Source organism: Mucilaginibacter sp. (assembly GCF_036568825.1).
Taxonomy (GTDB): domain Bacteria; phylum Bacteroidota; class Bacteroidia; order Sphingobacteriales; family Sphingobacteriaceae; genus Mucilaginibacter.
Map to the genome: position 1 here is coordinate 14,259 of NZ_DATCRU010000001.1, position 21,778 is coordinate 36,036.

A 21,778-nucleotide genomic window follows, 5' to 3' on the forward strand; every position below is an offset into this window, starting at 1 on the left:
AGGCAAAAAATTCGTCTATTGAATTTCTACAAAGCGGTAGACCCTACGGGTCAGACTTATAAAAGGCATTATAATTCTATCTTGTGAATAAGCTCTTACCAAATTCTTACGCGTTTATCCGGGTCGAGCCACATCTTATCACCTTTCCTGATGTCAAAGGCCTTATAAAATTCCGGCACATCGCTGAATGGCCCGTTAACACGAAGGAAGCCCGGCGCGTGTACGTCGGTTAGGATCTGGTTACTTAATACCTCGTCACGTTCCTGGCCGAGCCAGCCTAGAGAGTAGCCGAGGAAGAAGCGTTGTAACGGAGTAAGTCCGTTGATCTTTTTACCCTCTTTGTATTGTTGGGTTTTTTTGAAAGCATCCAGACCCAATACAATACCGCCCAGGTCGGCAATATTTTCGCCCAATGTAGCTTTACCATTTACATGCAGGCTGTCCAAAACCACATAGCTGTTAAACTGATCTACCAGCATTTGTGCACGCTGCGAAAATTTTACCGAATCTTGCGGAGTCCACCAGGTTTTCAGGTTGCCATGCATATCGTATTGACGACCCTCATCGTCAAAACCGTGCGTGATCTCGTGCCCTATAGTTGATGCAGCGGCATAACCGTATGCTACAGCATCATCCACATCTTCATCCTTAATGCCCGGGATTAGGAATTGCGCAGCAGGCAGGGTGATCTCATTGTTTGATGGACTATAATTAGCATTATAAGTCTGCGGCGACATGTTCCACTCCTTATGGTTTACCGGCTTGCCCAGTTTATTCACGTTCACCATATAAGCCCAATGACGCGCGCTCATTACATTAGCTGCGTAGGATTCGCGGTTGATGGTTAAAGTCGAAAAATCTTTCCATTGATCAGGGTAGCCTACTTTTGGATGGATAGCATTTAGTTTCTCTAAAGCTTTTTGTTTGGTTTCAGGGCTCATCCAATCCAGCTTCTGAATATGCTCACGATAAGCTTCGCGAATAGCCTCCACCATAGCCACATAACGCTCTTTGCTCTTTTCAGAGAAATATTCCTTCACAAACAGCTGACCCAATAGCTCACCCATTAAACCGTTCTCATTATCCAGCACACGTTTCCAGCGGGGTAGCTGCTCTTTTTGTCCGCGCATTACTTTTCCTGCAAAACGAAAGTTCTCTTCAACAACCGCGTTATTCAGGTAAGGTGCATAAGAACCGATCAGCTTAAAACGCAGGTAAGCCTTCCAGTCATCCACCGAAAAATCGTTTAGCGCCTTGCTTACGGCCTTGTAATATTCCGGCTGACCGACGATTACCGTATCGACTGATTTATATTCCAGTTTTTTAAACAAATCATTCCAGTCAATTTCTGGCGTCAGTTTGTTTAACTCAGCCACCGGCATTTTATGGTAGTTGGCGTATGGGTCGCGCAGGTCTTCCAGCTTGCGGCTGTTTTCGGCCAGGAATTTTTCTATATTATATACACTCTTTGCGCCTTCGCCGGCTTTCTGCTCATCCCATCCGGATAAAGCGAGCATAGCAGGCAGGTATTTAGTACTGTAATCTGTACGGATACGTGTAGTACGGGCATCAGTTTTAAAGTAATAGTCACGATTGGGCAGGCTGAGGCCGGTTTGACCTAGCTGAACCATCATTTTCGAGCTATTTTTATCATCCTGCTCTACCCGCGCGCCAATAATATTACGTGTGCCTGTTGTAGAAAGCACTGCGGCAACATTCAGGATGTCGTTTTTGTCTTTTGCCTGTTCAATAAGACTAATCTGAGCTGATAAAGGCGAAAGGCCCGATTTTTCAATCCCCGCACTATCCAGTCCGCTGTAATAGAAATCGCCAATCTTTTGAGTAGCCGACCCTTTTGGTGCATTGGCTTTTAATGCATCTTCATTGATCTTTTTTAACCGTTCACGTATCTCCTCCGAAACCACATTACCAATGCCCCAACTGGAGTAGGCCGGCGGTATAGGATTCTTTTTCAGCCAGCCGCCGTTGGCGTATTTAAAAAAGTCATCACCGGGCTTAACGCTTTGGTCGAGGTTGTTATAAACCGGGTCGTTGGGTTTATCAGTAAATTGTTTGGTTTGGTAGGCGCACAATGCAAAGGCAGCAATGGCCGCTATATAAATAACTGGTTTTTTGTCGATTTGCTCCATAAAAACTCGATTTAGGACAAACCTAAAGAAAAATAGAACCCGCTTTTTATGTATTGGTTAAAATAAAATATGCAGAAGTCACCAAAGAGAATCAAAAATAAAAGCGATGGATAAGGAGCGACTTGGAAGGATTGGATAACTAAATAATGTCTTTTTTATTGTTTATTGTTTGAAAAAAAATACAAAAGTGTAGCAAATACTGGAATAAAAGTGATTTTTGATATTCCTGAAAAGCATACACTTTTAATAAATTCCATGAAAAAAACCAGACAATGACACGTCAAAGTAATAACAAACCTTGCGTAAAGTGTCTAATCTGATATCAACTTTGCCGGATTCGAGCCTTGCAATATTGATATTTGTCTCACTGTAAAATTTCTCCTGAGTCACCTGATTTTGCCTGCGCAAAGTCTTTATTTGCAGCGCAATCTTCTTTTTAAAGGCTTCTTCAGAATTGTTAAGATACTCAAAATCAGTTAATAGCATAATAGTTTAGGAGATTTATAATTTAGTATTAAGTGCAATCTAACTAAATTAATTACCAAACTAAACTATTAAGATTTTAATAATCTTGTTACAATCAGATTGCAAATCCTGACGTATTAGTCATTGAATTTGGCAAATTGTGGCTCTACTTTTGTTTGTAATTAAACGACTCTGCAAAACATCTGTGAAAAAAATAGAATTTCATCTACCTATGAAAAACTTTATTTAGAATTCTCAGACGCCCAAGCTGGGATATTTTGTTCTTTGTTTTGGGTTTAATCAATAGTTTAAATTAATTAGGGGAAAGAGAACTTTGAAAAAAGTTCTCTTTTTTTGTGCGCTGCTTTTTACTATGCGTGCATAATATTATTTTTGAGCTGTAACCTGTTATTCTATGCATTTTGAATTATCCGAAGAACAATTAATGATACGCCAGGCGGCGAGAGACTTTGCGCAGACCGAATTGAAGCCCGGTGTAATAGAACGCGATGAGCACCAGAAATTCCCAGCTGAACAAGTAAAACAAATGGGCGAGCTGGGTTTTATGGGCATGATGGTTTCGCCTGAATATGGTGGCAGTGGTATGGATGCCATATCCTATGTGCTGGTAATGGAGGAACTGTCTAAGATCGACGCTTCGGCTTCGGTAGTTGTTTCGGTGAATAACTCGCTGGTATGCTATGGTCTGGAGAAATATGGAACCGAGGAGCAAAAGCAAAAGTACCTGGTGCCATTGGCCAAAGGTGAAAAGATAGGTGCTTTCTGTTTATCCGAACCGGAAGCTGGCTCCGATGCCACTTCTCAACGGACAACCGCTATTGATATGGGTGACCATTATTTGCTAAATGGTACCAAAAACTGGATAACCAATGGCGGAACTGCATCTACTTATCTGGTGATCGCGCAAACCGACGCATCAAAAAAACATCATGGCATTAATGCTTTGATAGTAGAAAAAGAAATGCCGGGGTTTACCGTTGGTCCTAAAGAAAATAAGTTGGGCATACGTGGATCGGATACGCATTCATTAATGTTTACCGATGTGAAAGTTCCGAAGGAAAACCGGATAGGCGAAGATGGTTTTGGATTCAAGTTCGCCATGAAAACTTTGGAAGGTGGTCGCATCGGTATTGCTTCACAGGCTTTGGGTATAGCATCGGGTGCTTATGAGTTGGCCCTTCAATATTCAAAAGAACGCAAAGCATTCGGCAAAACTATCTCTGATCTGCAGGCCATACAATTTAAGCTGGCGGATATGGCGACTGAAATTGAAGCCGCACGCCTGCTTTGTTTAAAGGCTGCCTGGTTAAAAGATCACGGTTTACCTTATGCGCAGGCAAGCTCAATGGCTAAATTATATGCATCAGAAGTTGCCATGCGGACTACGGTAGAAGCAGTTCAGATTCATGGCGGCTATGGCTTTGTGAAGGAATACCATGTAGAGCGCCTGATGCGGGATGCCAAAATTACGCAGATATACGAGGGAACTTCTGAAATTCAGAAGATTGTCATTTCGCGGGAAGTATTGAAATAATTGGATTGTTTTCACGTACTTTGAAAAAGTATATCAATTTAATAGACTATCTGAGTAATGCGTTTTAAAAATCTGTTGTTTGCCTCCCTTATCTTACTTATCGTTAATACAAGTTTTGCCCAAAGCAAGTTAAAAACCGGTATCTGGCGCGGTGTGCTTTCAAGCCCGTCAGGTAATAATCTGCCTTTTAATTTTGATGTGACCGATGTTAACGGAAAGCAGCAAATAGCCATACATAACGGCGCGGAAAGATTTAAAGTGACCGACATCGGGCAAAAAGGCGACTCGGTTTTTATTCGTATGCCTTTGTTCAACTCAGAATTTAAACTGAAATACACTGGAGGCTCATTAAATGGGAAATGGATAAAACATTATGGCGACAAAGACGCTGCCATGGATTTTACAGCCACTGCCGGCCAGGATTTTCGCTTTTTCAAATCATCTGAAAAACCTGCTTATAACATTACGGGCAGATGGTCGGCAATATTTGTTAGTGATGGTAATAAAGACACCACTGTTGGCGAATTTAAACAAGTTGGGTCAAGAGTGACAGGTACATTTTTAACCACTACCGGCGATGACCGCTTTCTTGAAGGAACGCTTGCCGGTAATAAACTATACCTGTCAACTTTTGATGGCGGGCATGCCTTTTTATTTACCGCAGATATTAAAAATGGCAAAAACATAGTAAATGGTAAGTATTATGCAGGTTATTCAAGTTTAGACACCTGGACAGCAGTAAAAGATGCCAACGCCAAATTACCTGATGCTTACTCCCTCACTTATTTAAAACCCGGGTACAAAAAGATCGATTTTACTTTTCCTGATTTAACAGGTAAGAAGGTATCATTGGATGAGCCAAGGTTCAAAGGCAAAGTGGTTATCGTGCAGATGTTAGGTTCATGGTGTCCAAACTGTATGGATGAGACCTCATATTTGGTGAACTATTATAAAAAATATCACCCAAAAGGAGTTGAAATAATCGGTTTGGCTTATGAACGCACCACTGATTTCAAGAAATCGGTACCAACATTAACCCAGCTGAAAAACAGGTTCAATATTACTTATCCGCTGCTTATTACCGGTTACACTCCTGGCAAAGGCGACCCGCAGAAAAGCCTGCCAATGCTGGCTGATTATAAAGGTTTCCCGACTACTATCATCATCGATAAAAAAGGTGATGTACGTAAAATACATACCGGCTTTAGTGGTCCGGGTACCGGAAAATACTACGAAGAGTTTACTAAGGAATTTGAAAAGCTGACGGATGATTTGCTGGCAGAGAAATAATTTTAGTCCGAAAGTCCGCATAAGTCCGAAAGGAAAAAAACTGTTATGGTTAATCTTGCGGACTTACCGACTTATGCGGACTTTCGGACTTAACTCTTCTCCTCCCAAATCATACACAAATGCAAAATCGTTTCAACTGCCTTTTGCATATCCTGAACTGATACCCACTCGTGTTTGCTATGGAATGCGTGCTCTCCTGCAAAAATGTTGGGGCAGGGCAATCCCATAAATGAAAGCCTTGAACCATCTGTACCTCCTCTGATACTGCACAAGCGGGCATCGAGTCCGGCTCGACGTATAGCTTCCATGCCATATTCAACAATTTCAGGATGCTTGTCCAACACCTTTTTCATGTTACGATATTGCTCGTGTATTTTTAGCTCGTAACTGCATCCTGGGAATTTCTTCAATACCTCGCCAGCTATTGTGCGGATCACATCAGCATGTTGCTTTAACTTTTGATCGTCAAAATCGCGAATGATGAAATCGATTTCCGCTGTTTCCACATGCCCGCTAATGCTTACAGGATGCACAAAGCCTTCTTTATTTTCAGTTCCTTCTGGTGAAAGATCATAAGGCAACGCTGCAACAATTTGTCCGGCAATTTTTATGGCGCTTTGCATTTTTCCTTTGGCAAAACCCGGGTGCGAGCTTATACCATTGATGATGAGTTTAGCCCCATCTGCAGAGAATGTTTCATTTTCCATATTGCCTGCACTTTCACCATCCATTGTATATCCTGCATAAGCGCCGAGTTTCTTCAGATCGGCTTTGTCCACTCCCCGTCCTATTTCTTCGTCGGGAGTAAATAATATGCGAATATCACCATGCTTTATTTCAGGATTATTTATCAGTTGGTAACAGGCATCCATTATTTCGGCCACGCCTGCTTTATTATCCGCTCCAAGCAAAGTGGTTCCGCTGGCTGTGATGACGTCGTTACCCAGCTGGTGCTTTAATTCAGGATGGTCATTTAACTTGATAACTTGCGAAGGGTCATCAGGTAAGATCAAGTCCTGCCCCTGGTAATTTTTATGGATGATCGGTTTTACTCCTGTCCCGCTGCAATCGGGTGCGGTATCCATATGCGAGCAAAAGCAAATAACCGGAACGTTGGCCTTTTTACTATTGGCTGGTACTGTGGCATATACATAGCCATTGTCATCCAGGTGTGCGTCGTGTAACCCCATGTCCAATAATTCCGTTACAAGTAAAAGCCCTAAGTTTTTTTGTTTTGCGGTGGACGGGCAGGTGCCGGAGTTGGGGTCTGATTGGGTATCGATAGTTACATAGCGCAAAAAACGCTCAGTAACAGTAAATTTTAAGTCCATGGTATAGTGTTTATATGGATAGAAATTTTATTTTTGGGGAGTCGAAAAGAATCCCTGTTCAAAAATTGTAAAATATTGATTAATATTTAAACTTTGAAAAAACTCATCCTACTTTTCACATTCGTGTCTTCTGCTATTATGGTTAAGGCCCAGGTAGGTTATAACTATAAAGAATTCGGCATCGGTTTAGATATTTGTTATGAGCGTGGGTACACCAACCTGAACAGACAGGATTATCACATAGGACAAAGCGTCAGCTTTACTTATAATTATAGCCCATATATTCCAATAACTGCCGAATTACAATTTGGTACCTTATCAGGCGGCGGTCTTACACCGGATCTGGACAAGTATGGCCGTATGTATACCAACCATTTCGAGGGCCTAATTTTGCATGGTGATTTCCAATTGGGCGAAGTACTTGATTATACCGAAAGTTACTTTAACAGCTATTTAAAAGGCTTGTATTTTGGCAGCGGTGCTGGTCTAATTTTCAATGGCAATACGGTACAACGCACCAACGTATATTATGGAGAAAACGGTTTACCTAACTACGGCGCATCTACTTACGTTTTCCCGGGCACCAACAGCAGTATAAATTTGACTATCCCACTGCGTTTTGGATATGAATTTAAGATATTTAATGAGTATGAGGAGCCGTTTATGTCCATCAATATCGGTTATATACACAACCTGGTTTTTGGTGAAGGGCTTGACGGCTACGACGACCCATCCAATCATTTCAAAAATAACGCGACCAACCAGTACACCCAGATTGTTGTTGGGGTTAAATTCAACTTCGGTAACGTTACTTCTTATACTAAAGTCATCAGGCAGTTATAACAGCTGTGAATATTGAACAGATACGTGATTATTGTCTCACAAAACCGGGGGTAACCGAAGATATGCCCTTTGGCGAAGATACCCTGGTGTTTAGAGTTGGCGAAAAACTATTCCTGCTTACCAGTCTTTCCCAGGGCGACCGCTTCAATGTAAAATGCGACCCTGAACGTGCCATAGAGCTCCGCGAACAACACTCAGAAGTTCAGCCCGGTTACCATATGAATAAAAAGCATTGGAATACCGTGCACACCAACGGCAACCTTAGCCGCCGGCAGATTTGTGACATGATCGATCACTCGTATGAACTGGTGCTCAAAAGTCTTCCGAAAAATATTCGTGATCAGATAAAATGACCGTGGTGTTCACGTTCACAGGTCCGTGAACGCTCGTGAACAGTGTGAACACCATTTATAGCAAGTATTTGTAATTTCCCTGCTATCCGGCTTGTTAATTAGCTGTCAAACTTATATTTGCTAAAACATTTCTCAATGAAACAACTCCTCCTGGCCGCGCTGGCTTCTTTTGTTTTTTTGCAAGCCAAAGCACAATTAACTCCTTTTGAAAAAAGCAGCGATAAAAATTATACAGCAACTTATGCCGAGATCATAACCTATTACCAAAAGCTGGCGAAGTTGTATCCACGCCAGATGAGGATGCTTAGTTACGGAACCACAGATGTGGGTAAACCTTTGAGCCTGATCGTTCTTTCAAAAAACGGTGTATTTGATCCGTCGATGATCAAAAAGCAAAACAAACGAGTTCTGCTCATCAACAATGGTATCCATCCCGGCGAACCGGAGGGCATTGATGCCAGCATGATGCTTACACGCGATTTGCTAAAGAATAGTAAGTTGCCTAATGACGTTGTGCTTTGTTTTATTGCTGTTTATAATATTGACGGCTGTTTAAACCGTGGCGTATCGCGTATCAACCAGAATGGTCCGCGTGCTTATGGCTTCAGGGGAAATTATAAAAACCTCGACCTGAACCGTGATTTTATAAAAGCCGACAGCCAGAACGCATGGGCCTTTGAGAAAATACTGAACACCTGGCAGCCGGAAGTTTTCCTGGATAACCATACCAGCGATGGCGCCGATTACCAGTATGTAATGACGCTCATCGAAACGCAAAAAGATAAACAAAATCCTATTCTGGCAGAATACACTTCCAAAACACTTTCGCCCGAACTATACAAACGCATGGCCAAAAGCGGTTATGAAATGACGCCTTATGTAGAGGAAGTAAAAGGAACTCCCGATTCGGGCATCGTAAGCTTTTTAGAAACGCCACGCTTTGCAACCGGCTATACTGCCCAGCACAATATCATTAGCTATATTACCGAAACGCATATGCTGAAGCCCTTCGATAAGCGGGTATATGCTACTTATGATTTCATGAGGCACCTGATCGACATCTGCCAGCGTGATGCCAAAATAATAGGCGAAGTAAAGCGCAAGGCTGATGAACAGGTGAAAAATCAAAAGACCTTTGCACTGAATTGGGAAGTAGACGAAAGTAAATTCGACACGCTCAGCTTTAAAGGCTTCACAGCCGGGCATAAGCCCAGCGAAGTGAGCGGTCTGCCAAGATTGTATTACGACCGGACTAAACCTTATACCAAAACCATCAAATATTTTGATAATTATAAAGCTTCGGTTTTTGTGGATAAGCCAATAGCCTATGTCATCCCGCAGGCATGGCAAAAAGTGATCGGACTATTTAAGCTGAACAACATTGTAATGCACCGCCTAAAACATGACACTACTTTGGATCTGCAGATGTATTACATAGCCGATTATAAAACGCCAACCAGGCCATATGAAGGGCATTACCTGCACAATAATGTGAAGCTGAACCCGGTTGATATGAAGGTGAAGTTTTATGAGGGAGATTATGTAGTGTATACCAACCAGGCGCTGAACAGATACATTGTAGAAACTTTAGAGCCACAAGGTGTCGATTCCTTTTTTGCATGGAACTTCTTTGATTCAGTTTTGGGCGAAAAGGAATATTTCTCTGCTTATGTTTTTGAAGACGATGCGGCAGAATTACTAAAAAAAGATCCTGATCTGCGCAAAAAGCTGGATGATGAGAAAGCAAAGAACCCGCAACTGGCCAATAGCGCTGCCGCTCAATTAAATTTTGTGTACCGCAATTCACCCTATTTTGAAAAAACCTATCTTCGGTACCCGGTAGGCAGGTTGTTAACTGATACCAAACTCGATATACAATAATTAATGGAACAAGATATTAGTTTTGCAACGTCCCCGGTAGCTTGTATTATAGCTGCAATAACCCTAATAGTTACATTTATTGCTTTTTATAATGAAGATGTGTATAACAGGCTGATCTTACAGCCTTATAATGTATCACGAGGGAAATATGTGTATACGCTGATTACAAGCGGGTTTATTCATGCCGACTTCATGCACTTGTTGTTCAATGGAATGACCTTTTATTTTTTTGCCTTTGATTTAGAGAAAATCTTGGGTCACTGGGAGTTTGGATTGCTTTATATGTTTAGCCTGATTTTAAGCGATTTGCCATCAGTAATAAAACATAAAAATGACTTTTGGTATCGTAGTTTAGGAGCATCAGGCGCTATTAGTGGTGTTGTATTCAGTGCAATATTATTTAATCCTTTAGGCGAAATGGGCTTAATATTTATACCGAAGTTTCACATTCCAGCAGTTCTTTTCGGTGTATTATATCTCATTTACTGCTCTTACTCATCTAAAAAAGGCATTGGTAATATCAATCATGATGCGCACTTTTTCGGGGCCTTAAGCGGCGTTTTGATCACTATTATATTGATCCCGCAGGTGGTACCTTATTTTTTGCATGCAGTTACCGGGGGAGTTCAATCACTGTTCCATTAATAAAATTACCATCGGCATCCAGTAAAAAGCTCATAGGGTTTTCGGGATCTTTAATGATCTCGAACAAAACATAGCCCCACTTTTTCCAGAAGTTCTCAAGCACCTGCCCATAGATTTTGCCCTGCCAAAAATCGAAAAGTGGTTTGCTGCTGATACCACGAAGCGGCATAGCCTCGATAAAAGTTTCTTCACCGGCTGGCAGCACATTATATTCTGGCAGACGGTTAAACAGGTAAGCCGAGTAAAATATCCGCGCGTTAAACTCTTCAAACTGGATAGGATGAAGTGGCTTGCCTTCAATTTTTTCGAGTACCTCTTTATGATAAGCTCGGTTCGCACCGTTATCCTGGAGGCAGATGATCAGCCCAAAATCTTTTATCCGCAGCGAAAAGGTTAAAGTATTGATCTCATCGCGATAACCGAATAAGTCTTCTTCATTATCCACCTTAAACAAAAACAGGCTGAACGGCTTAAAATCTTCAAATACGATTGGCTGACAAATGCTTTGCAGCATCAAATGCAGGTTGCTGAATTTATGAATTAGAGATTGAGAAATATTGAACTCCTGTCCCTGCGCGTGCTGCTGTTTTATACCCGCCTGCACCTCATTAAATAAAATGCCATACAGCAGCTTGCCTGCCCATTGAAAAAGTTTTATCTCATCTACCTGTTTAACCGCAGCAAAACCGGCATTAAATGCTTCGGCAATTTCTGCTTCTAAAGGCTCCAGATACTGCTCATTTATCTGTGCTGCGCATGGAACTTTCAGGTCTTTGTAAGTAGCATAACTTTCATCCAGTAATTTAAAAGGCTGGTCCTCTAAATTGTAGCGACTCATCAGCCAGGCAGGGAATACCTGTATCTTTTCTTCTTCGGATGATAAAGTTTGACCTGTCAAAAAGCAGACGCGGTTACTGAAATTAAATTGCTGGAATGGATAATAAATTTGTGCCGGCATGGCCGCAAAGATAAGAATGAAATTTTCAGGGGGTAATTGTTTTTAGGGTGATGACATTGCGGTGATTAGTTTTGTCTCCAATAAAAAGTAATGTCATTTCGACGAACGGGCGGGCGACAGCGGTGGCCGTGAGGAGAAATCTTATACGATCTGCATAGCCTGCATGTCGCTTGTATAAGGTTTCTCTTCGCCCACTCGCAGTGTCCCCAGCGGCTCATCGAAATGACATAGTTTTTTAAATGAGCTGCTATGCGTTACATGCATATGGCAATTCTGAGTGATGATTTTATACCCTTCACCTTTTAGCTTTCGCCTTTTACCTTTCCGCTTTCACCTTCCCAACAAATATTTTAGCTTTGAATCCGAACATGGAATTGACTTACCAACCTTTTGAGCTTGAATTAAAGCACCCCTTCACTATTGCTAAATTTTCACGGACCTCTACATCTTTAATGTTTGTACAGATAAAGCACGAAGGATATGTCGGCTACGGCGAAGCCTCTATGGTACCCTATATGGGCGAAAGTCATCAAAGTGCGGCTGAGTTTTTAAATAAGATCGACGTTTCGCAGTTCAAATATCCTTTTGATTTCGATGCGATCATTGATTATCTCGACAGCATTGCTCCTGGCAATCCGGCTATAAAGGCGGCTGTTGATATTGCTTTACATGACCTTGATGGTAAAATAAAACAACAACCCTGCTGGCAACTATTAGGCAGCGATCCTGCTAAAATGCCTGTTACCAGTTTTACAGTGGGTATCGATACACCTGAGGTGATCATTAAAAAAGTAAAAGAGGCCGATGAATGCAAAGTGATCAAAGTAAAATTGGGTAGGGACAGCGATAAGGAACTTATTGAAACCATACGCTCAGTTACCGATGTACCATTGTATGTAGATGCCAACCAGGGCTGGACCGACCTACGCCAAAGCCTGGACATGACCCACTGGCTGCACGAACACGGCGTGGTACTTATAGAGCAACCCATGCTAAAAACCGACCCTGACAGCAATGCGTGGCTTACAGAACGCAGTCCAATTCCAATTATCGGTGATGAAGCGGTTCAACGCTTACCCGATGTAGAAAAAGCCAAAGGTGTTTATCATGGCATCAATGTAAAACTGATGAAGTCGGCAGGAATGCACGAGGCGCATCAAATGATACTGAAAGCAAAAGAATTGGGATTGAAAGTGCTGATCGGCTGTATGAGCGAAACCAGCTGCGCTACATTGGCTGCCGCCGCCCTTGCCCCCCAATGCGACTGGGCCGATCTGGATGGACCGCTGCTGACTAAAAATAACCCATTCAAAATGCCGGAGTTTAAGAATGGGAAATGGGTGTTGAATAACAAACCAGGCCTAGGATTAGAGAAGTAAAAAGGGGTGTCATGCTGAGGCACTCGAAGCACGGTGTGGTGGGAATGGGGTTATTATTAGGAACGGAAACATCAAATGAGCCAATATTTTGTCTACATCTTACTTTGTAACGATAACTCTTATTATACAGGAATAACCAACAACTTAGACCGGCGTTTATACGAACATACAAATGGAATTGACCCCAAGTCGTATACATTTAAAAGAAGACCTGTAAAATTGGTTTTCCAGGAAATGTTTACTGAGGTTTACACAAGCAATAACTTTTGAGAAGCAGGTCAAAGGTTGGAATAAAAGAAAGAAAGAAGCTTTGATTCAGGGAAGATGGGATTTACTGCCGAAATTGTCAAAACGAAAACAGTCTCTTATATTAAGCATCTCGCAGAGGCCTTTACCCACCATGCTTCGAGTGACTCAGCATGACACCCTCTTTACAAGACCGAAATTTAATTTATTCTAATACTGCTCAAAATTTCTTCGACTATCACTAATTCTTTGTTATGGCTTTCTGATCCGATAAATTCCTTGTCAGCTGTAAATGAGCACAGAAGCAGAGTGCTTTCAAATCCAATCATCCAATAATAAATTATACTATCTTCCGAAGCTTCACCGCTATAAAACGCAGCCTCCCAATCTCCTAGTTTGGTCAAAACGGCGTCTTCATTTTCGTTTAGCTCGTCCTGAACATATTGAGGTCCTTTATCTACGCCACCTTCTTCCCAGCGGTAAGGCGTTATTCTTAAATTTCCGCTCCATTCAGAGGTATTGAAAAAGGCATAAGTACCTTCGTCATCTTCATACTCCGACCAATTTTCAGGCAATGTCGTGGAAAACCAGCCACTGGATGAACTAAATTCCCAATAATTCATAATCCCTACCTCACCCTTTTCAAAATAAGCACCGTTTGTTTTGATTGCAGATCAAAATTGCCCGGCCGGATGCCATTGGGAAATATCTGGAATTTAAGCGTATTGACATCAACAAACTGCAGTAGCCCCATCATACTAATACGGGAATTATTATTTGGATTTTGAGCGATCAGGTCGATCTTCGCAGGATTGCTGGTAAAATCGACTGTATACTTCATAGGCGGAGAATCGGTATACCGTACCGAAAGGATGAGCGTATTATTTTTCAGGAATGTTAACCCTCCAACCTCATTTCGTGAATCCCGGCCTTCCCATTTGCCCAATAGATCTTTTACCGTATGCGGTTTTTGTGCGAATACCGAAACCGACCCCAGGATCATTAAAAAGGCTATTATATATTTTCTCATCAAAACTTGATTATAAATGGACTTGTTGCCAAACTCAATTCGTGCAATTCGCCCCAATTCGAAAAATTCGTGTTAATTCTATTTATCGCTCAGCATGATCGGGTTTCCTTTCCCATTCCCAATAATGATCACCTTTGCATTTTGTGAAAGTGCAATTTCTTTTTGAGCCTTGATGCCTTCGTACTGCAATTGCTTATCGGAAAGACTTTCGGATATGATCTTCTGGTAATCAGCGATACCCTGGGCCTCCACGCGTTTACGGTCGGCCTCCTGGCGTTCTTTCTGTAACACAAACTGCATTTTCTGTGCTTCCTGCTCCGCTTGTATCTTGGATTCGATACTTGCTTTTACCGATGCCGGCAGTGAAATATTGCGAATCAGCACACTTTGCACTTCGAGGCCGTTCTTTTCAAAGCTTTTGGTAATGGTTTGATTGATCCGCGACTGAAATTCGGCCCTTTTAGTTGAATAAAGATCGACCGCCTGGTAATTTACCGCATTATCACGTATTGCCGTACGGGTTATCGGGCGAACGATCTTATCTTCATAATTAATACCTATGTTCTGCAATATAAAGGGTGCTTTTGAGGGATTTACATTGTATAGGACTGACAAGTCTATAGTTACCTCCAAGCCATCTGATGACAATACCCGGATAGCATCATCTCCTTCTTTTTGTCCCTCAGTAGCAACTCCGCTCATGGTATAGTTCTGTGTGCGGGTTTCAAAATTTGTTACTTCAACCAGCGGATTGATGATATGCAGACCGCTACCCAATACGTTATCCTGAACTTTGCCGAACAGAGTTTGCACGCCAACCTCACCCGCGCCTATCTGCTTGAACATAGATAAAGCCAAGCCAATGACGATGACACCAACTCCAACCCGGTTAACTATACCGCCAAAACGATTGGATGGTTCAGGCGAACGCTTGAGAACTATACCCACAATGAGTATAATGATCCCTAAAATTGCGATAAACATAGGTTTTTAATTTTTAAAGTTTTTTCTGCATGTTGCGCACCTCCTTGAGGAGACGCACTTTTAAAATTACAAACACTGCACCTATAAACACTGCACCCAAAATATACTCATACCGGCTTTTTTCGATGCCGGTCCATATCATAATGATGCAGAAAACAAGGGCAAGGTTGTAAATTACGTTAAGCGCTAATTTCTTACCCATATCAATAAACTTCTATAGTTGGGTCAATTTCCTGTTGCCAGGCTAAAATGCCGCCCTGCAGATTATATAAATTGGTAAATCCAAAATTTTGCTCCAATTGGGCAATGGCTGCAGCACTGCGTTTGCCGCTGCGGCATTGTACAATTACGGGTTTATCTTTGGCAATACGTTCAGCTTCTATCAATATTCCTCCCAGCGGGATCAGCAGTCCGCCCAGGTTAGACATTTCATATTCAAAATCTTCGCGAACATCAATTAATTGAAAATCTTCGCCTTTATCCATCATTTCCTTCAGTTCTTCAACAGTTATTTCTTTCATGGTGTTAAAAATAATTTAAATCAAATGTAGGCTTTTTCTGTATAATTAATAAGTCACATCTTTTGTAACAAACACTAAATAAGAGCGTTTTATATATGTTTGTATAAAATTTACATCGACGGATGAAGAAGATAACCCGGTTTTTTTGGTTCTGTTCCGGAGCCCATGTTGGTACGCTGAAGAAATATCCCATCGAGCATAATAAATACGTAGGTATTGGCGCCACTATATTTTTTACAGCATTATTTGCCTCTTTGTCAGGTGGTTATGCTATGTATTTCGTTTTTAACGGCAGTCCTTTTGCCGTAGGATTTGCCATTTTATTCGGCATGTTGTGGGGATTGGCCATATTCAATATGGACCGTTATATCGTATCCAGTATCAATAAAGAAGGCACCACCCGCCAGCAGATAGCGCAGGCCTCGCCGCGTATTTTATTGGCCATCATGATAGGCGTGGTGATATCCCGCCCGCTGGAATTGAAAATTTTTGACAAAGAAATCAGACAAAAGTTAAAGACTGCCTATCTCAAAGGTCAGAACCGCAAAATCGATACACTACAGAAAGCATATAACCAAAAATATGCGATGGAGCTGACCAAAAATTCCGATCTGAAGAAGGAAAAAGATTCACTGGAAAAAGATATCAACCGTTCCCGATACCAGCTGAACCAGGAAGTTTTTGGTGACAAAACCAATCAAACCTCCGGTATAGTAGGCTATGGTACTTATGCAAAGCAGAAACAGCAGGTTTTACAAGAGAAAGAAGATCGCTTAAAAACAGTTACGGATAATATAGGCCAGATGGACAACTACCTGAGCCAGCGAAAAGATTTTGAAGGACTGAATGGCACCCGCATGTTCAATGGTCATGAATTGGACAGTTTAGCCAACGTCGCAGGTTTCTCTGACCGTAACTGGGCTTTGGGACAATTGACTTATAACGACAACGGCACCCGTGATCTGGACACTTACCTGGCGATATCATTTATCGGATATCTCTTTATCTTGTTCGAGTGTCTGCCTGTGTTTGTAAAGCTGATGTCACCGAAAGGACCGTATGACGTGGCTTTAAATAAAGTGACGGAGTCGGATATTTATTATGCTGAGAAAGAGAAAGAGCGTGAAATGGCCTCAACCGACCGCATCTTCGACCATCACCTCGACGTGGATACCGACCGCAAAAAACGGATCATTACCGCCCAATCGGAGTATGATTTTGAGCATCATACTTATGATTGATGGGTTAGTTAAGTGGTTAAGTAGTTGAATGGTTGATTGGTTTGTCAAATTGATTTGGTTAACCACTTAACTACTCACATAATCAACTATTCAACTAATTTAGTAATTTCAGCTCCGATTAACTCGGACACATGAAGAAGTTTTACCTATTGGCAGCAGCCTTACTGTTCGCTGCTGCATCATTTGCTCAGGACGATACCAAGCAAAAACCCCTTTTCTATTCTATTTCGTTTCCAAACGCGGTTCACCACGAAGCTGAAATTGTGTTGACTATCCCCAATGCACCTTCGGGGGCAATACGGGTACGCATGAGCCGTTCATCAGCTGGAAGATATGCCACACACGAGTTTGGCAAGAACGTTTATAACGTTAAAGCCACAAATGCTGATGGCACCGAATTGGAAATACGACAACTGGAAGGCGACCTGTACGAAATCCCTGTACATGGCGACGCCGTTAAAATTAGCTATACCCTTTTCGCCAACTGGACCGATGGTACCTATGCCAGCGTCGACCCAAGTCATGCGCACCTGAATATGCCTGCAGCTTTTATGTGGGTAGTTGGCCAGGATAAACGCCCGATCAGGTTTCAGTTTAATGATCTGGACAAATATGGCTGGAAAGTAGCCACACAGTTAAAAAACGAGGGCGCCGGAATTTACAGCGCGCCAAACATGCAATACATGATGGACAGTCCGACTGAGCTATCAGCCTATAAAGTAAGCAGCTGGGATGTTGATAATAACGGCAAAAAAGAAAAGATCAATCTTACCATTCACTCAGATGACGATCAGAGCGTGATCGATGCCTTTGCTAAGCAAATAGGCCGAATGGTGCTTGAGGAAAAAGCTGTTTTTGGCGAACTACCAACTTATGATTATGGCGAATACACCTTCCTGGATGATGTTTATCCAACAAATTCAGGCGATGGTATGGAACATCGTAACTCAACCTGTATCGTTCATCCGGCAGCAAAAGTTGGCGGTAACGAACTAAGATTAATTAGCACCTACTCTCATGAGTACTTCCACAGTTGGAACGTGAAACGGATCCGCCCAAAATCACTGGAGCCATTCAATTTTGAGCATGCTGATATGAGCAGTGAACTTTGGTTTGCCGAAGGCTTTACTCAATATTATGGCGAAATGGTACTGGTTCGCGCCGGTTTCCATAATGTGGATGACTACGGACGTACCCTTGCAGGTTTGGTAAACCAGATCTTAAATACTCCCGGTGCAGCTAAATATCCCGCAACACAAATGAGCCGCTATTCGGTATTTGCAGATGCGGGTGTATCTATCGATCCAAACAACCAGGCGAATATGTTCACCAGTTATTATACTTATGGCGGCGCAATAGCCCTGGCGCTCGATCTGCGCTTAAGATCAGAATTTAACCTGACGCTGGATGATTACATGCGCACCGTTTGGCTTGATCGTGGTAAAGTGATGAAACCTTACACAATTCCTGACCTGCAAGCCGACCTGGCCAAAGTGACCAAGAACCCAAAATTCGCTGCCGATTTCTTCAATAAATACATCTACGGCATTGAAAAGAACGATTATGCAGCGTTGTTAGCTAAAGCCGGATTGCTGTTACGCAAAGCTGCACCTGGTAAAGGCTGGGCTGGTCCATTGAGCTATAACCGCAACCGTGGCCGCTCAGGTGAAGCACGCACTACAGAGGAAGCAGGTTTGCCGGTACAGGTAAGCATTATAGGTACGCCGGTATATAAAGCAGGTTTGGACGTAGGTGATATTATTCTGAAAGCTGATGGTAAAGAAGTAAAAGATGCACAATCATTTACTGATATTGTATCTGCAAAAAATCCGGGCGACAAGATCGTGGTAAATTATAAAAACCGCACCGGTGAGCATGAAACTACGATTACGCTGGAAGAAAGCCCATACTTTGAAGTAGTAACCTTCGAGAAAGCAGATAAAGAATTAACCAAAGAACAAACCGACTTCCGTAACAACTGGCTATCAACCAAAGTCAAATAAGCATGAAGAGATTTATAACGTCGATCGCAATGATAGCGATCGCCTGTGGCAGCTATGCGCAGGATGTCAATAAAATGATCAAACAGGATGATGTGGAACGCATCATCAAAACGCTTTCTGCTGATGATATGCAGGGGCGGGCCACTTTTACTCCCGGTATTGAGAAGGCTGCACAATTTATCGAAAGCGAATACAAGCAGATAGGCCTGCAACCGATGGCGGGTAACACCGGTTATCGCCAAAATTTTACAATGATAAAAAGCACGCCGACGAAAGCTGAGATCAGTATAAATGGCACACCGGTTCCCGCCGAAAATGTTGCCATACAGGGAAGCGAATCATTTAGCTGGAATAAGCCGGAGGATGCCGAAATTGTAAAAGTAGGTCCTGACCAGGATCTGCGAAAAGCATACATGTCGGCTTTACAAAGCGGCAAAAATATGCTGATATTGATCGATCCTAAGTTCAGCGATCTGTTTAAGCGTGTGCGCGGACGGGCAATGGGTGGGGCCGTGTCTTTTAAAGATGGCCAGTCTAAAAGGGCGTCACTTGCATTTGCTCTTGGTACTTTTGACGATGTAAAATCACTGACTGTTAATTATGAAGTGAGCAGCAAAGAGCTGCCCTTATTTAATATTGCAGGCATCATCCCAGGCAAAACCAAGCCAAATGAATACGTGGTATTTTCCGGACACTATGACCATCTTGGTATTATAAAACCTGTTAAAGGCGATAGTATTGCTAATGGCGCGGATGATGATGCCTCTGGAACAACAGCTGTGATCAGCCTTGCGAAGTATTACAAAAAGTTAAACGATAATGCTCGTACCTTGATATTCGTTGCGTTTACAGCAGAAGAGATCGGCGAATATGGCTCTCAATACTTTGCTAAAACCGTTGATCCGGATAAAGTGGTAGCCATGTTCAATATCGAAATGATCGGCAAAGCATCTAAATTTGGTCAGAACTCGGCCTTCATAACAGGCTTCGAGCGTTCCGACTTCGGCAAAATATTGCAAAAGAATTTGGAAGGTACCGCCTTTAAATTTTACCCCGATCCATACCCGGCGGAAGACCTTTTCTACCGGAGCGATAATGCATCACTGGCTAAAGTAGGTGTTCCGGCGCATACCATCTCTACCGACCAGATCGATATCGATAAGCTATATCATACCGTTGGCGATGAATTCAGCACACTGGATGTAGGCAATATTACCTCGACCATCAGGGCGATTGCTTTAAGTTCCCGCACCATTGTTGCAGAAACCGATACGCCGACCAGAGTGCCTAAATTGGAAAGATAAAATCAGTAGCGGTGGCAGTTTGCAGTAGCAGTAATTTAGAAACGACTGCCAACTGCTCCTGCCACTGCTACCCTAAAAAACATATGAGTGCAATTCCCCGCATTGCCATACAAAGCGTCGGCACCGGTTTAATAATGATGGCTTTTTTTACCATGATGTGGACCGGCATTGCCTATGGCAGCATGACCAGCAATGGACTGATCGTCTTAATACTATTCTCGCTTATTGCCGCAGTACTTGTGATCAATGGTATAAAGTTTTACCGTGAGGCAAAACGTTTCCCAAAATCTGAAAGCGAAGCAGATAAAGCAGAAGAAAAAAGAACCGGCAAATGGTTCGGGATTATCTTCGGCGCTGAAGGTTTGCTGATTTTTGTTGGCATCAATATCGTGATCAACATCGGCCATGCCGACCTTACCATTCCGGTTATCGCATTGATCGTCGGGCTGCATTTTTACCCGCTGGCAAGGGTATTTAGGAGAACGATCGATTATTACCTGGCTACCTGGACAACTATTGTAGCCATTATCGGTATTGGGTTGATATTAAATAAATCCTATTCAACTGCTGCAGTGGATGCTTTTGTAGGTGTAGGTACTGCAATTGCTACTTCTTGCTATGGGGTTTATATGATATATGCAGGTAAGAGATTGGTAAAATCAGAGGTTTAATCTAAAGTCTCATTTAAAACAGCGTTATATTTCTCCACAGCAGGATTGTTATTTAATTCAACAACTTCAAAAGTGTTGGATAGAGGTAACGATTGGTTGGTAATAGCTAAATATTCTGTTACAACATTTTCATCGATTTGAATTTTCCCGTGCCCGGCCCAGTGTCTATTGCTTCCAGTTTTTTTAATTCCGGAAACCCAATAATAATCGCCACTCAGGATTTCATAATGATTTCCCCCGCCGCGACTTTGTTTCGAAAACGCCAAACCATTAAAATATATCGTCCTTCCTGTTCGTGAAAAGAAAGCTTTCCCTATCCATGCTGGGCCGTTATCGTTATAACCTGTCTTTAACTCCACATATACCAACTTACTTTTCATAATTTTAGTATTATAACTCTTTTCGCATCACATAATCATTCATCCAATACGGGCCGATGGGGATGTCCTCCTCATAGGCTACACTGAAGCCCATTTTTTCATAAAAATTCTTGGCTTTGTTGTGGCGGTTCACATTCAGGTCGAGCGTATGTTTGCCGGCTTCAATAGTTTTTTGAGCAACTTCATTGATCAACACTTTTCCATACCCTTTACCCTGTGTTTCCGGCAGGCAATATAATTTGTGCAGCTTGTATATGTCCGGGTCTTCTTCGCGTGGGGAATAGCCTGCAAAAGCAACAGGCTTACCATCTTCAATCAGCAATAAGTAAGTTTGTGTGCCCCGTTCTAATTGAGCAGAGATATTTTCAACCGAATAGATCTTGTTCAGCATAAACTCAATCTGTTCCTTTTCCAATATCGGCGAATAGGTTACCCACCAGGTTTTTTCGGCAATTTCTATTATGGTGTCAAGGTCGTGTAGGGTGGCTTGTCGGATGGTATACATTTCTTAGTTGTGAGTAGTGAATGGTGAGTAGTGAGTCGAGCGT

General features: G+C 42.2%; 23 protein-coding genes. 12 read left to right on the forward strand and 11 right to left on the reverse strand.

What is annotated here, in order from left to right; all coding sequences use genetic code 11:
• Positions 1-95: 95 nt before the first annotated feature.
• Positions 96-2,150 carry a M13 family metallopeptidase gene (locus tag VIM89_RS00080; protein WP_488154070.1) on the reverse strand — a complete coding sequence of 685 codons (2,055 nt, stop codon included), beginning with the start codon at positions 2,148-2,150 and terminating at the stop codon, positions 96-98.
• An 880-nt stretch (positions 2,151-3,030) separates the two neighbouring features.
• Between VIM89_RS00080 and VIM89_RS00085 the strand changes: the two genes are divergently transcribed.
• The gene (locus VIM89_RS00085; RefSeq protein ID WP_488154071.1) at positions 3,031-4,170 is read left to right on the forward strand and encodes an acyl-CoA dehydrogenase; all 1,140 of its coding nucleotides are present in this window, start codon (positions 3,031-3,033) and stop codon (positions 4,168-4,170) included.
• Between the two features lie 57 nt (positions 4,171-4,227).
• A complete protein-coding gene (locus VIM89_RS00090; RefSeq protein WP_488154072.1) occupies positions 4,228-5,460 on the forward strand; it encodes a peroxiredoxin family protein in 1,233 nt (410 codons plus the stop codon).
• A gap of 89 nt (positions 5,461-5,549) precedes the next feature.
• On the opposite strand, the gene pepT is transcribed toward VIM89_RS00090, so the two are convergent.
• Positions 5,550-6,791, reverse strand: a complete 1,242-nt coding sequence (gene pepT / locus VIM89_RS00095) for a peptidase T (RefSeq protein WP_488154073.1) — start codon at positions 6,789-6,791, stop codon at positions 5,550-5,552.
• Between the two features lie 93 nt (positions 6,792-6,884).
• Here pepT and VIM89_RS00100 point away from each other — a divergent pair, with 93 nt between their 5' ends.
• The 4 genes from VIM89_RS00100 to VIM89_RS00115 all read left to right on the forward strand — a co-directional run bounded on the left by VIM89_RS00100 (position 6,885) and on the right by VIM89_RS00115 (position 10,513).
• Positions 6,885-7,634: a hypothetical protein gene (locus VIM89_RS00100; protein WP_488154074.1), complete on the forward strand. Its 750-nt coding sequence runs from the start codon at positions 6,885-6,887 to the stop codon at positions 7,632-7,634.
• Between the two features lie 5 nt (positions 7,635-7,639).
• Positions 7,640-7,987 (forward strand): MmcQ/YjbR family DNA-binding protein, encoded by a 348-nt coding sequence (locus VIM89_RS00105; protein ID WP_488154075.1) that lies wholly within the window; start codon positions 7,640-7,642, stop codon positions 7,985-7,987.
• Positions 7,988-8,122: 135 nt separating this feature from the next.
• A complete protein-coding gene (locus VIM89_RS00110) occupies positions 8,123-9,868 on the forward strand; it encodes a M14 family zinc carboxypeptidase (protein ID WP_488154076.1) in 1,746 nt (581 codons plus the stop codon).
• A 3-nt stretch (positions 9,869-9,871) separates the two neighbouring features.
• Positions 9,872-10,513: a rhomboid family intramembrane serine protease gene (locus tag VIM89_RS00115; protein WP_488154077.1), complete on the forward strand. Its 642-nt coding sequence runs from the start codon at positions 9,872-9,874 to the stop codon at positions 10,511-10,513.
• On the opposite strand, the gene VIM89_RS00120 is transcribed toward VIM89_RS00115, so the two are convergent.
• Both VIM89_RS00120 and VIM89_RS00125 read right to left on the reverse strand, forming a co-directional pair.
• The gene (locus VIM89_RS00120; protein ID WP_488154078.1) at positions 10,482-11,471 is read right to left on the reverse strand and encodes a hypothetical protein; all 990 of its coding nucleotides are present in this window, start codon (positions 11,469-11,471) and stop codon (positions 10,482-10,484) included. The genes VIM89_RS00115 and VIM89_RS00120 overlap by 32 nt on opposite strands.
• 141 nt (positions 11,472-11,612) lie before the next feature.
• Positions 11,613-11,735: a hypothetical protein gene (locus tag VIM89_RS00125; RefSeq protein WP_488154079.1), complete on the reverse strand. Its 123-nt coding sequence runs from the start codon at positions 11,733-11,735 to the stop codon at positions 11,613-11,615.
• A gap of 104 nt (positions 11,736-11,839) precedes the next feature.
• On the opposite strand from VIM89_RS00125, the gene VIM89_RS00130 reads away from it, so the two are divergent.
• Entirely contained in the window at positions 11,840-12,850 is a 1,011-nt protein-coding gene (locus tag VIM89_RS00130) for a dipeptide epimerase (protein ID WP_488154080.1), read from the forward strand.
• 75 nt (positions 12,851-12,925) lie between these two features.
• Complete coding sequence (locus tag VIM89_RS00135) at positions 12,926-13,120, forward strand: GIY-YIG nuclease family protein (RefSeq protein WP_488154081.1); 195 nt, start codon at positions 12,926-12,928, stop codon at positions 13,118-13,120.
• Positions 13,121-13,296: 176 nt separating this feature from the next.
• Here VIM89_RS00135 and VIM89_RS00140 read toward each other — a convergent pair whose 3' ends face one another.
• The 5 genes from VIM89_RS00140 to VIM89_RS00160 form a co-directional block, all read right to left on the reverse strand.
• A complete protein-coding gene (locus VIM89_RS00140) occupies positions 13,297-13,719 on the reverse strand; it encodes a DUF3805 domain-containing protein (protein ID WP_488154082.1) in 423 nt (140 codons plus the stop codon).
• A gap of 5 nt (positions 13,720-13,724) precedes the next feature.
• Positions 13,725-14,126, reverse strand: coding sequence for a hypothetical protein (locus VIM89_RS00145; RefSeq protein ID WP_488154083.1), 402 nt, complete (start codon positions 14,124-14,126; stop codon positions 13,725-13,727).
• Between the two features lie 78 nt (positions 14,127-14,204).
• Positions 14,205-15,110: a prohibitin family protein gene (locus VIM89_RS00150; protein ID WP_488154084.1), complete on the reverse strand. Its 906-nt coding sequence runs from the start codon at positions 15,108-15,110 to the stop codon at positions 14,205-14,207.
• 13 nt (positions 15,111-15,123) lie between these two features.
• Positions 15,124-15,312: a DUF6358 family protein gene (locus tag VIM89_RS00155; protein ID WP_488154085.1), complete on the reverse strand. Its 189-nt coding sequence runs from the start codon at positions 15,310-15,312 to the stop codon at positions 15,124-15,126.
• Position 15,313: 1 nt separating this feature from the next.
• Positions 15,314-15,631, reverse strand: a complete 318-nt coding sequence (locus VIM89_RS00160) for a rhodanese-like domain-containing protein (protein WP_488154086.1) — start codon at positions 15,629-15,631, stop codon at positions 15,314-15,316.
• Between the two features lie 122 nt (positions 15,632-15,753).
• Between VIM89_RS00160 and VIM89_RS00165 the strand changes: the two genes are divergently transcribed.
• From VIM89_RS00165 to VIM89_RS00180, 4 genes are all read left to right on the forward strand, one after another.
• Positions 15,754-16,872, forward strand: coding sequence for a DUF4407 domain-containing protein (locus VIM89_RS00165; protein ID WP_488154087.1), 1,119 nt, complete (start codon positions 15,754-15,756; stop codon positions 16,870-16,872).
• A gap of 131 nt (positions 16,873-17,003) precedes the next feature.
• Positions 17,004-18,875: a M61 family metallopeptidase gene (locus tag VIM89_RS00170; protein WP_488154088.1), complete on the forward strand. Its 1,872-nt coding sequence runs from the start codon at positions 17,004-17,006 to the stop codon at positions 18,873-18,875.
• A gap of 2 nt (positions 18,876-18,877) precedes the next feature.
• Positions 18,878-20,179 (forward strand): M20/M25/M40 family metallo-hydrolase, encoded by a 1,302-nt coding sequence (locus VIM89_RS00175; RefSeq protein WP_488154089.1) that lies wholly within the window; start codon positions 18,878-18,880, stop codon positions 20,177-20,179.
• Between the two features lie 83 nt (positions 20,180-20,262).
• Positions 20,263-20,850: a hypothetical protein gene (locus VIM89_RS00180; RefSeq protein WP_488154090.1), complete on the forward strand. Its 588-nt coding sequence runs from the start codon at positions 20,263-20,265 to the stop codon at positions 20,848-20,850.
• Here the strand turns inward: VIM89_RS00180 and VIM89_RS00185 are convergent.
• The gene (locus VIM89_RS00185; RefSeq protein ID WP_488154091.1) at positions 20,847-21,230 is read right to left on the reverse strand and encodes a hypothetical protein; all 384 of its coding nucleotides are present in this window, start codon (positions 21,228-21,230) and stop codon (positions 20,847-20,849) included. The two genes, VIM89_RS00180 and VIM89_RS00185, sit on opposite strands and share 4 nt — an antisense overlap.
• Positions 21,231-21,240: 10 nt before the next feature.
• Positions 21,241-21,735, reverse strand: coding sequence for an N-acetyltransferase family protein (locus tag VIM89_RS00190; protein ID WP_488154092.1), 495 nt, complete (start codon positions 21,733-21,735; stop codon positions 21,241-21,243).
• Positions 21,736-21,778: the final 43 nt, after the last annotated feature.

What these genes read in the sequence shown, in the direction of transcription:
- VIM89_RS00190 (WP_488154092.1), bottom strand. Translation starts at nt 21,735, where the DNA reads ATGTATACCATCCGACAAGCCACCCTACACGACCTTGACACCATAATA.
- VIM89_RS00125 (WP_488154079.1), bottom strand. Translation starts at nt 11,735, where the DNA reads ATGCATGTAACGCATAGCAGCTCATTTAAAAAACTATGTCATTTCGAT.
- VIM89_RS00090 (WP_488154072.1), top strand. Translation starts at nt 4,228, where the DNA reads ATGCGTTTTAAAAATCTGTTGTTTGCCTCCCTTATCTTACTTATCGTT.
- VIM89_RS00140 (WP_488154082.1), bottom strand. Translation starts at nt 13,719, where the DNA reads ATGAATTATTGGGAATTTAGTTCATCCAGTGGCTGGTTTTCCACGACA.
- VIM89_RS00135 (WP_488154081.1), top strand. Translation starts at nt 12,926, where the DNA reads ATGAGCCAATATTTTGTCTACATCTTACTTTGTAACGATAACTCTTAT.
- VIM89_RS00180 (WP_488154090.1), top strand. Translation starts at nt 20,263, where the DNA reads ATGAGTGCAATTCCCCGCATTGCCATACAAAGCGTCGGCACCGGTTTA.
- VIM89_RS00170 (WP_488154088.1), top strand. Translation starts at nt 17,004, where the DNA reads ATGAAGAAGTTTTACCTATTGGCAGCAGCCTTACTGTTCGCTGCTGCA.
- VIM89_RS00085 (WP_488154071.1), top strand. Translation starts at nt 3,031, where the DNA reads ATGCATTTTGAATTATCCGAAGAACAATTAATGATACGCCAGGCGGCG.
- VIM89_RS00160 (WP_488154086.1), bottom strand. Translation starts at nt 15,631, where the DNA reads ATGAAAGAAATAACTGTTGAAGAACTGAAGGAAATGATGGATAAAGGC.
- VIM89_RS00165 (WP_488154087.1), top strand. Translation starts at nt 15,754, where the DNA reads ATGAAGAAGATAACCCGGTTTTTTTGGTTCTGTTCCGGAGCCCATGTT.
- VIM89_RS00130 (WP_488154080.1), top strand. Translation starts at nt 11,840, where the DNA reads ATGGAATTGACTTACCAACCTTTTGAGCTTGAATTAAAGCACCCCTTC.
- pepT (WP_488154073.1), bottom strand. Translation starts at nt 6,791, where the DNA reads ATGGACTTAAAATTTACTGTTACTGAGCGTTTTTTGCGCTATGTAACT.
- VIM89_RS00155 (WP_488154085.1), bottom strand. Translation starts at nt 15,312, where the DNA reads ATGGGTAAGAAATTAGCGCTTAACGTAATTTACAACCTTGCCCTTGTT.
- VIM89_RS00115 (WP_488154077.1), top strand. Translation starts at nt 9,872, where the DNA reads ATGGAACAAGATATTAGTTTTGCAACGTCCCCGGTAGCTTGTATTATA.
- VIM89_RS00150 (WP_488154084.1), bottom strand. Translation starts at nt 15,110, where the DNA reads ATGTTTATCGCAATTTTAGGGATCATTATACTCATTGTGGGTATAGTT.
- VIM89_RS00110 (WP_488154076.1), top strand. Translation starts at nt 8,123, where the DNA reads ATGAAACAACTCCTCCTGGCCGCGCTGGCTTCTTTTGTTTTTTTGCAA.
- VIM89_RS00185 (WP_488154091.1), bottom strand. Translation starts at nt 21,230, where the DNA reads ATGAAAAGTAAGTTGGTATATGTGGAGTTAAAGACAGGTTATAACGAT.
- VIM89_RS00120 (WP_488154078.1), bottom strand. Translation starts at nt 11,471, where the DNA reads ATGCCGGCACAAATTTATTATCCATTCCAGCAATTTAATTTCAGTAAC.
- VIM89_RS00175 (WP_488154089.1), top strand. Translation starts at nt 18,878, where the DNA reads ATGAAGAGATTTATAACGTCGATCGCAATGATAGCGATCGCCTGTGGC.
- VIM89_RS00080 (WP_488154070.1), bottom strand. Translation starts at nt 2,150, where the DNA reads ATGGAGCAAATCGACAAAAAACCAGTTATTTATATAGCGGCCATTGCT.
- VIM89_RS00145 (WP_488154083.1), bottom strand. Translation starts at nt 14,126, where the DNA reads ATGAGAAAATATATAATAGCCTTTTTAATGATCCTGGGGTCGGTTTCG.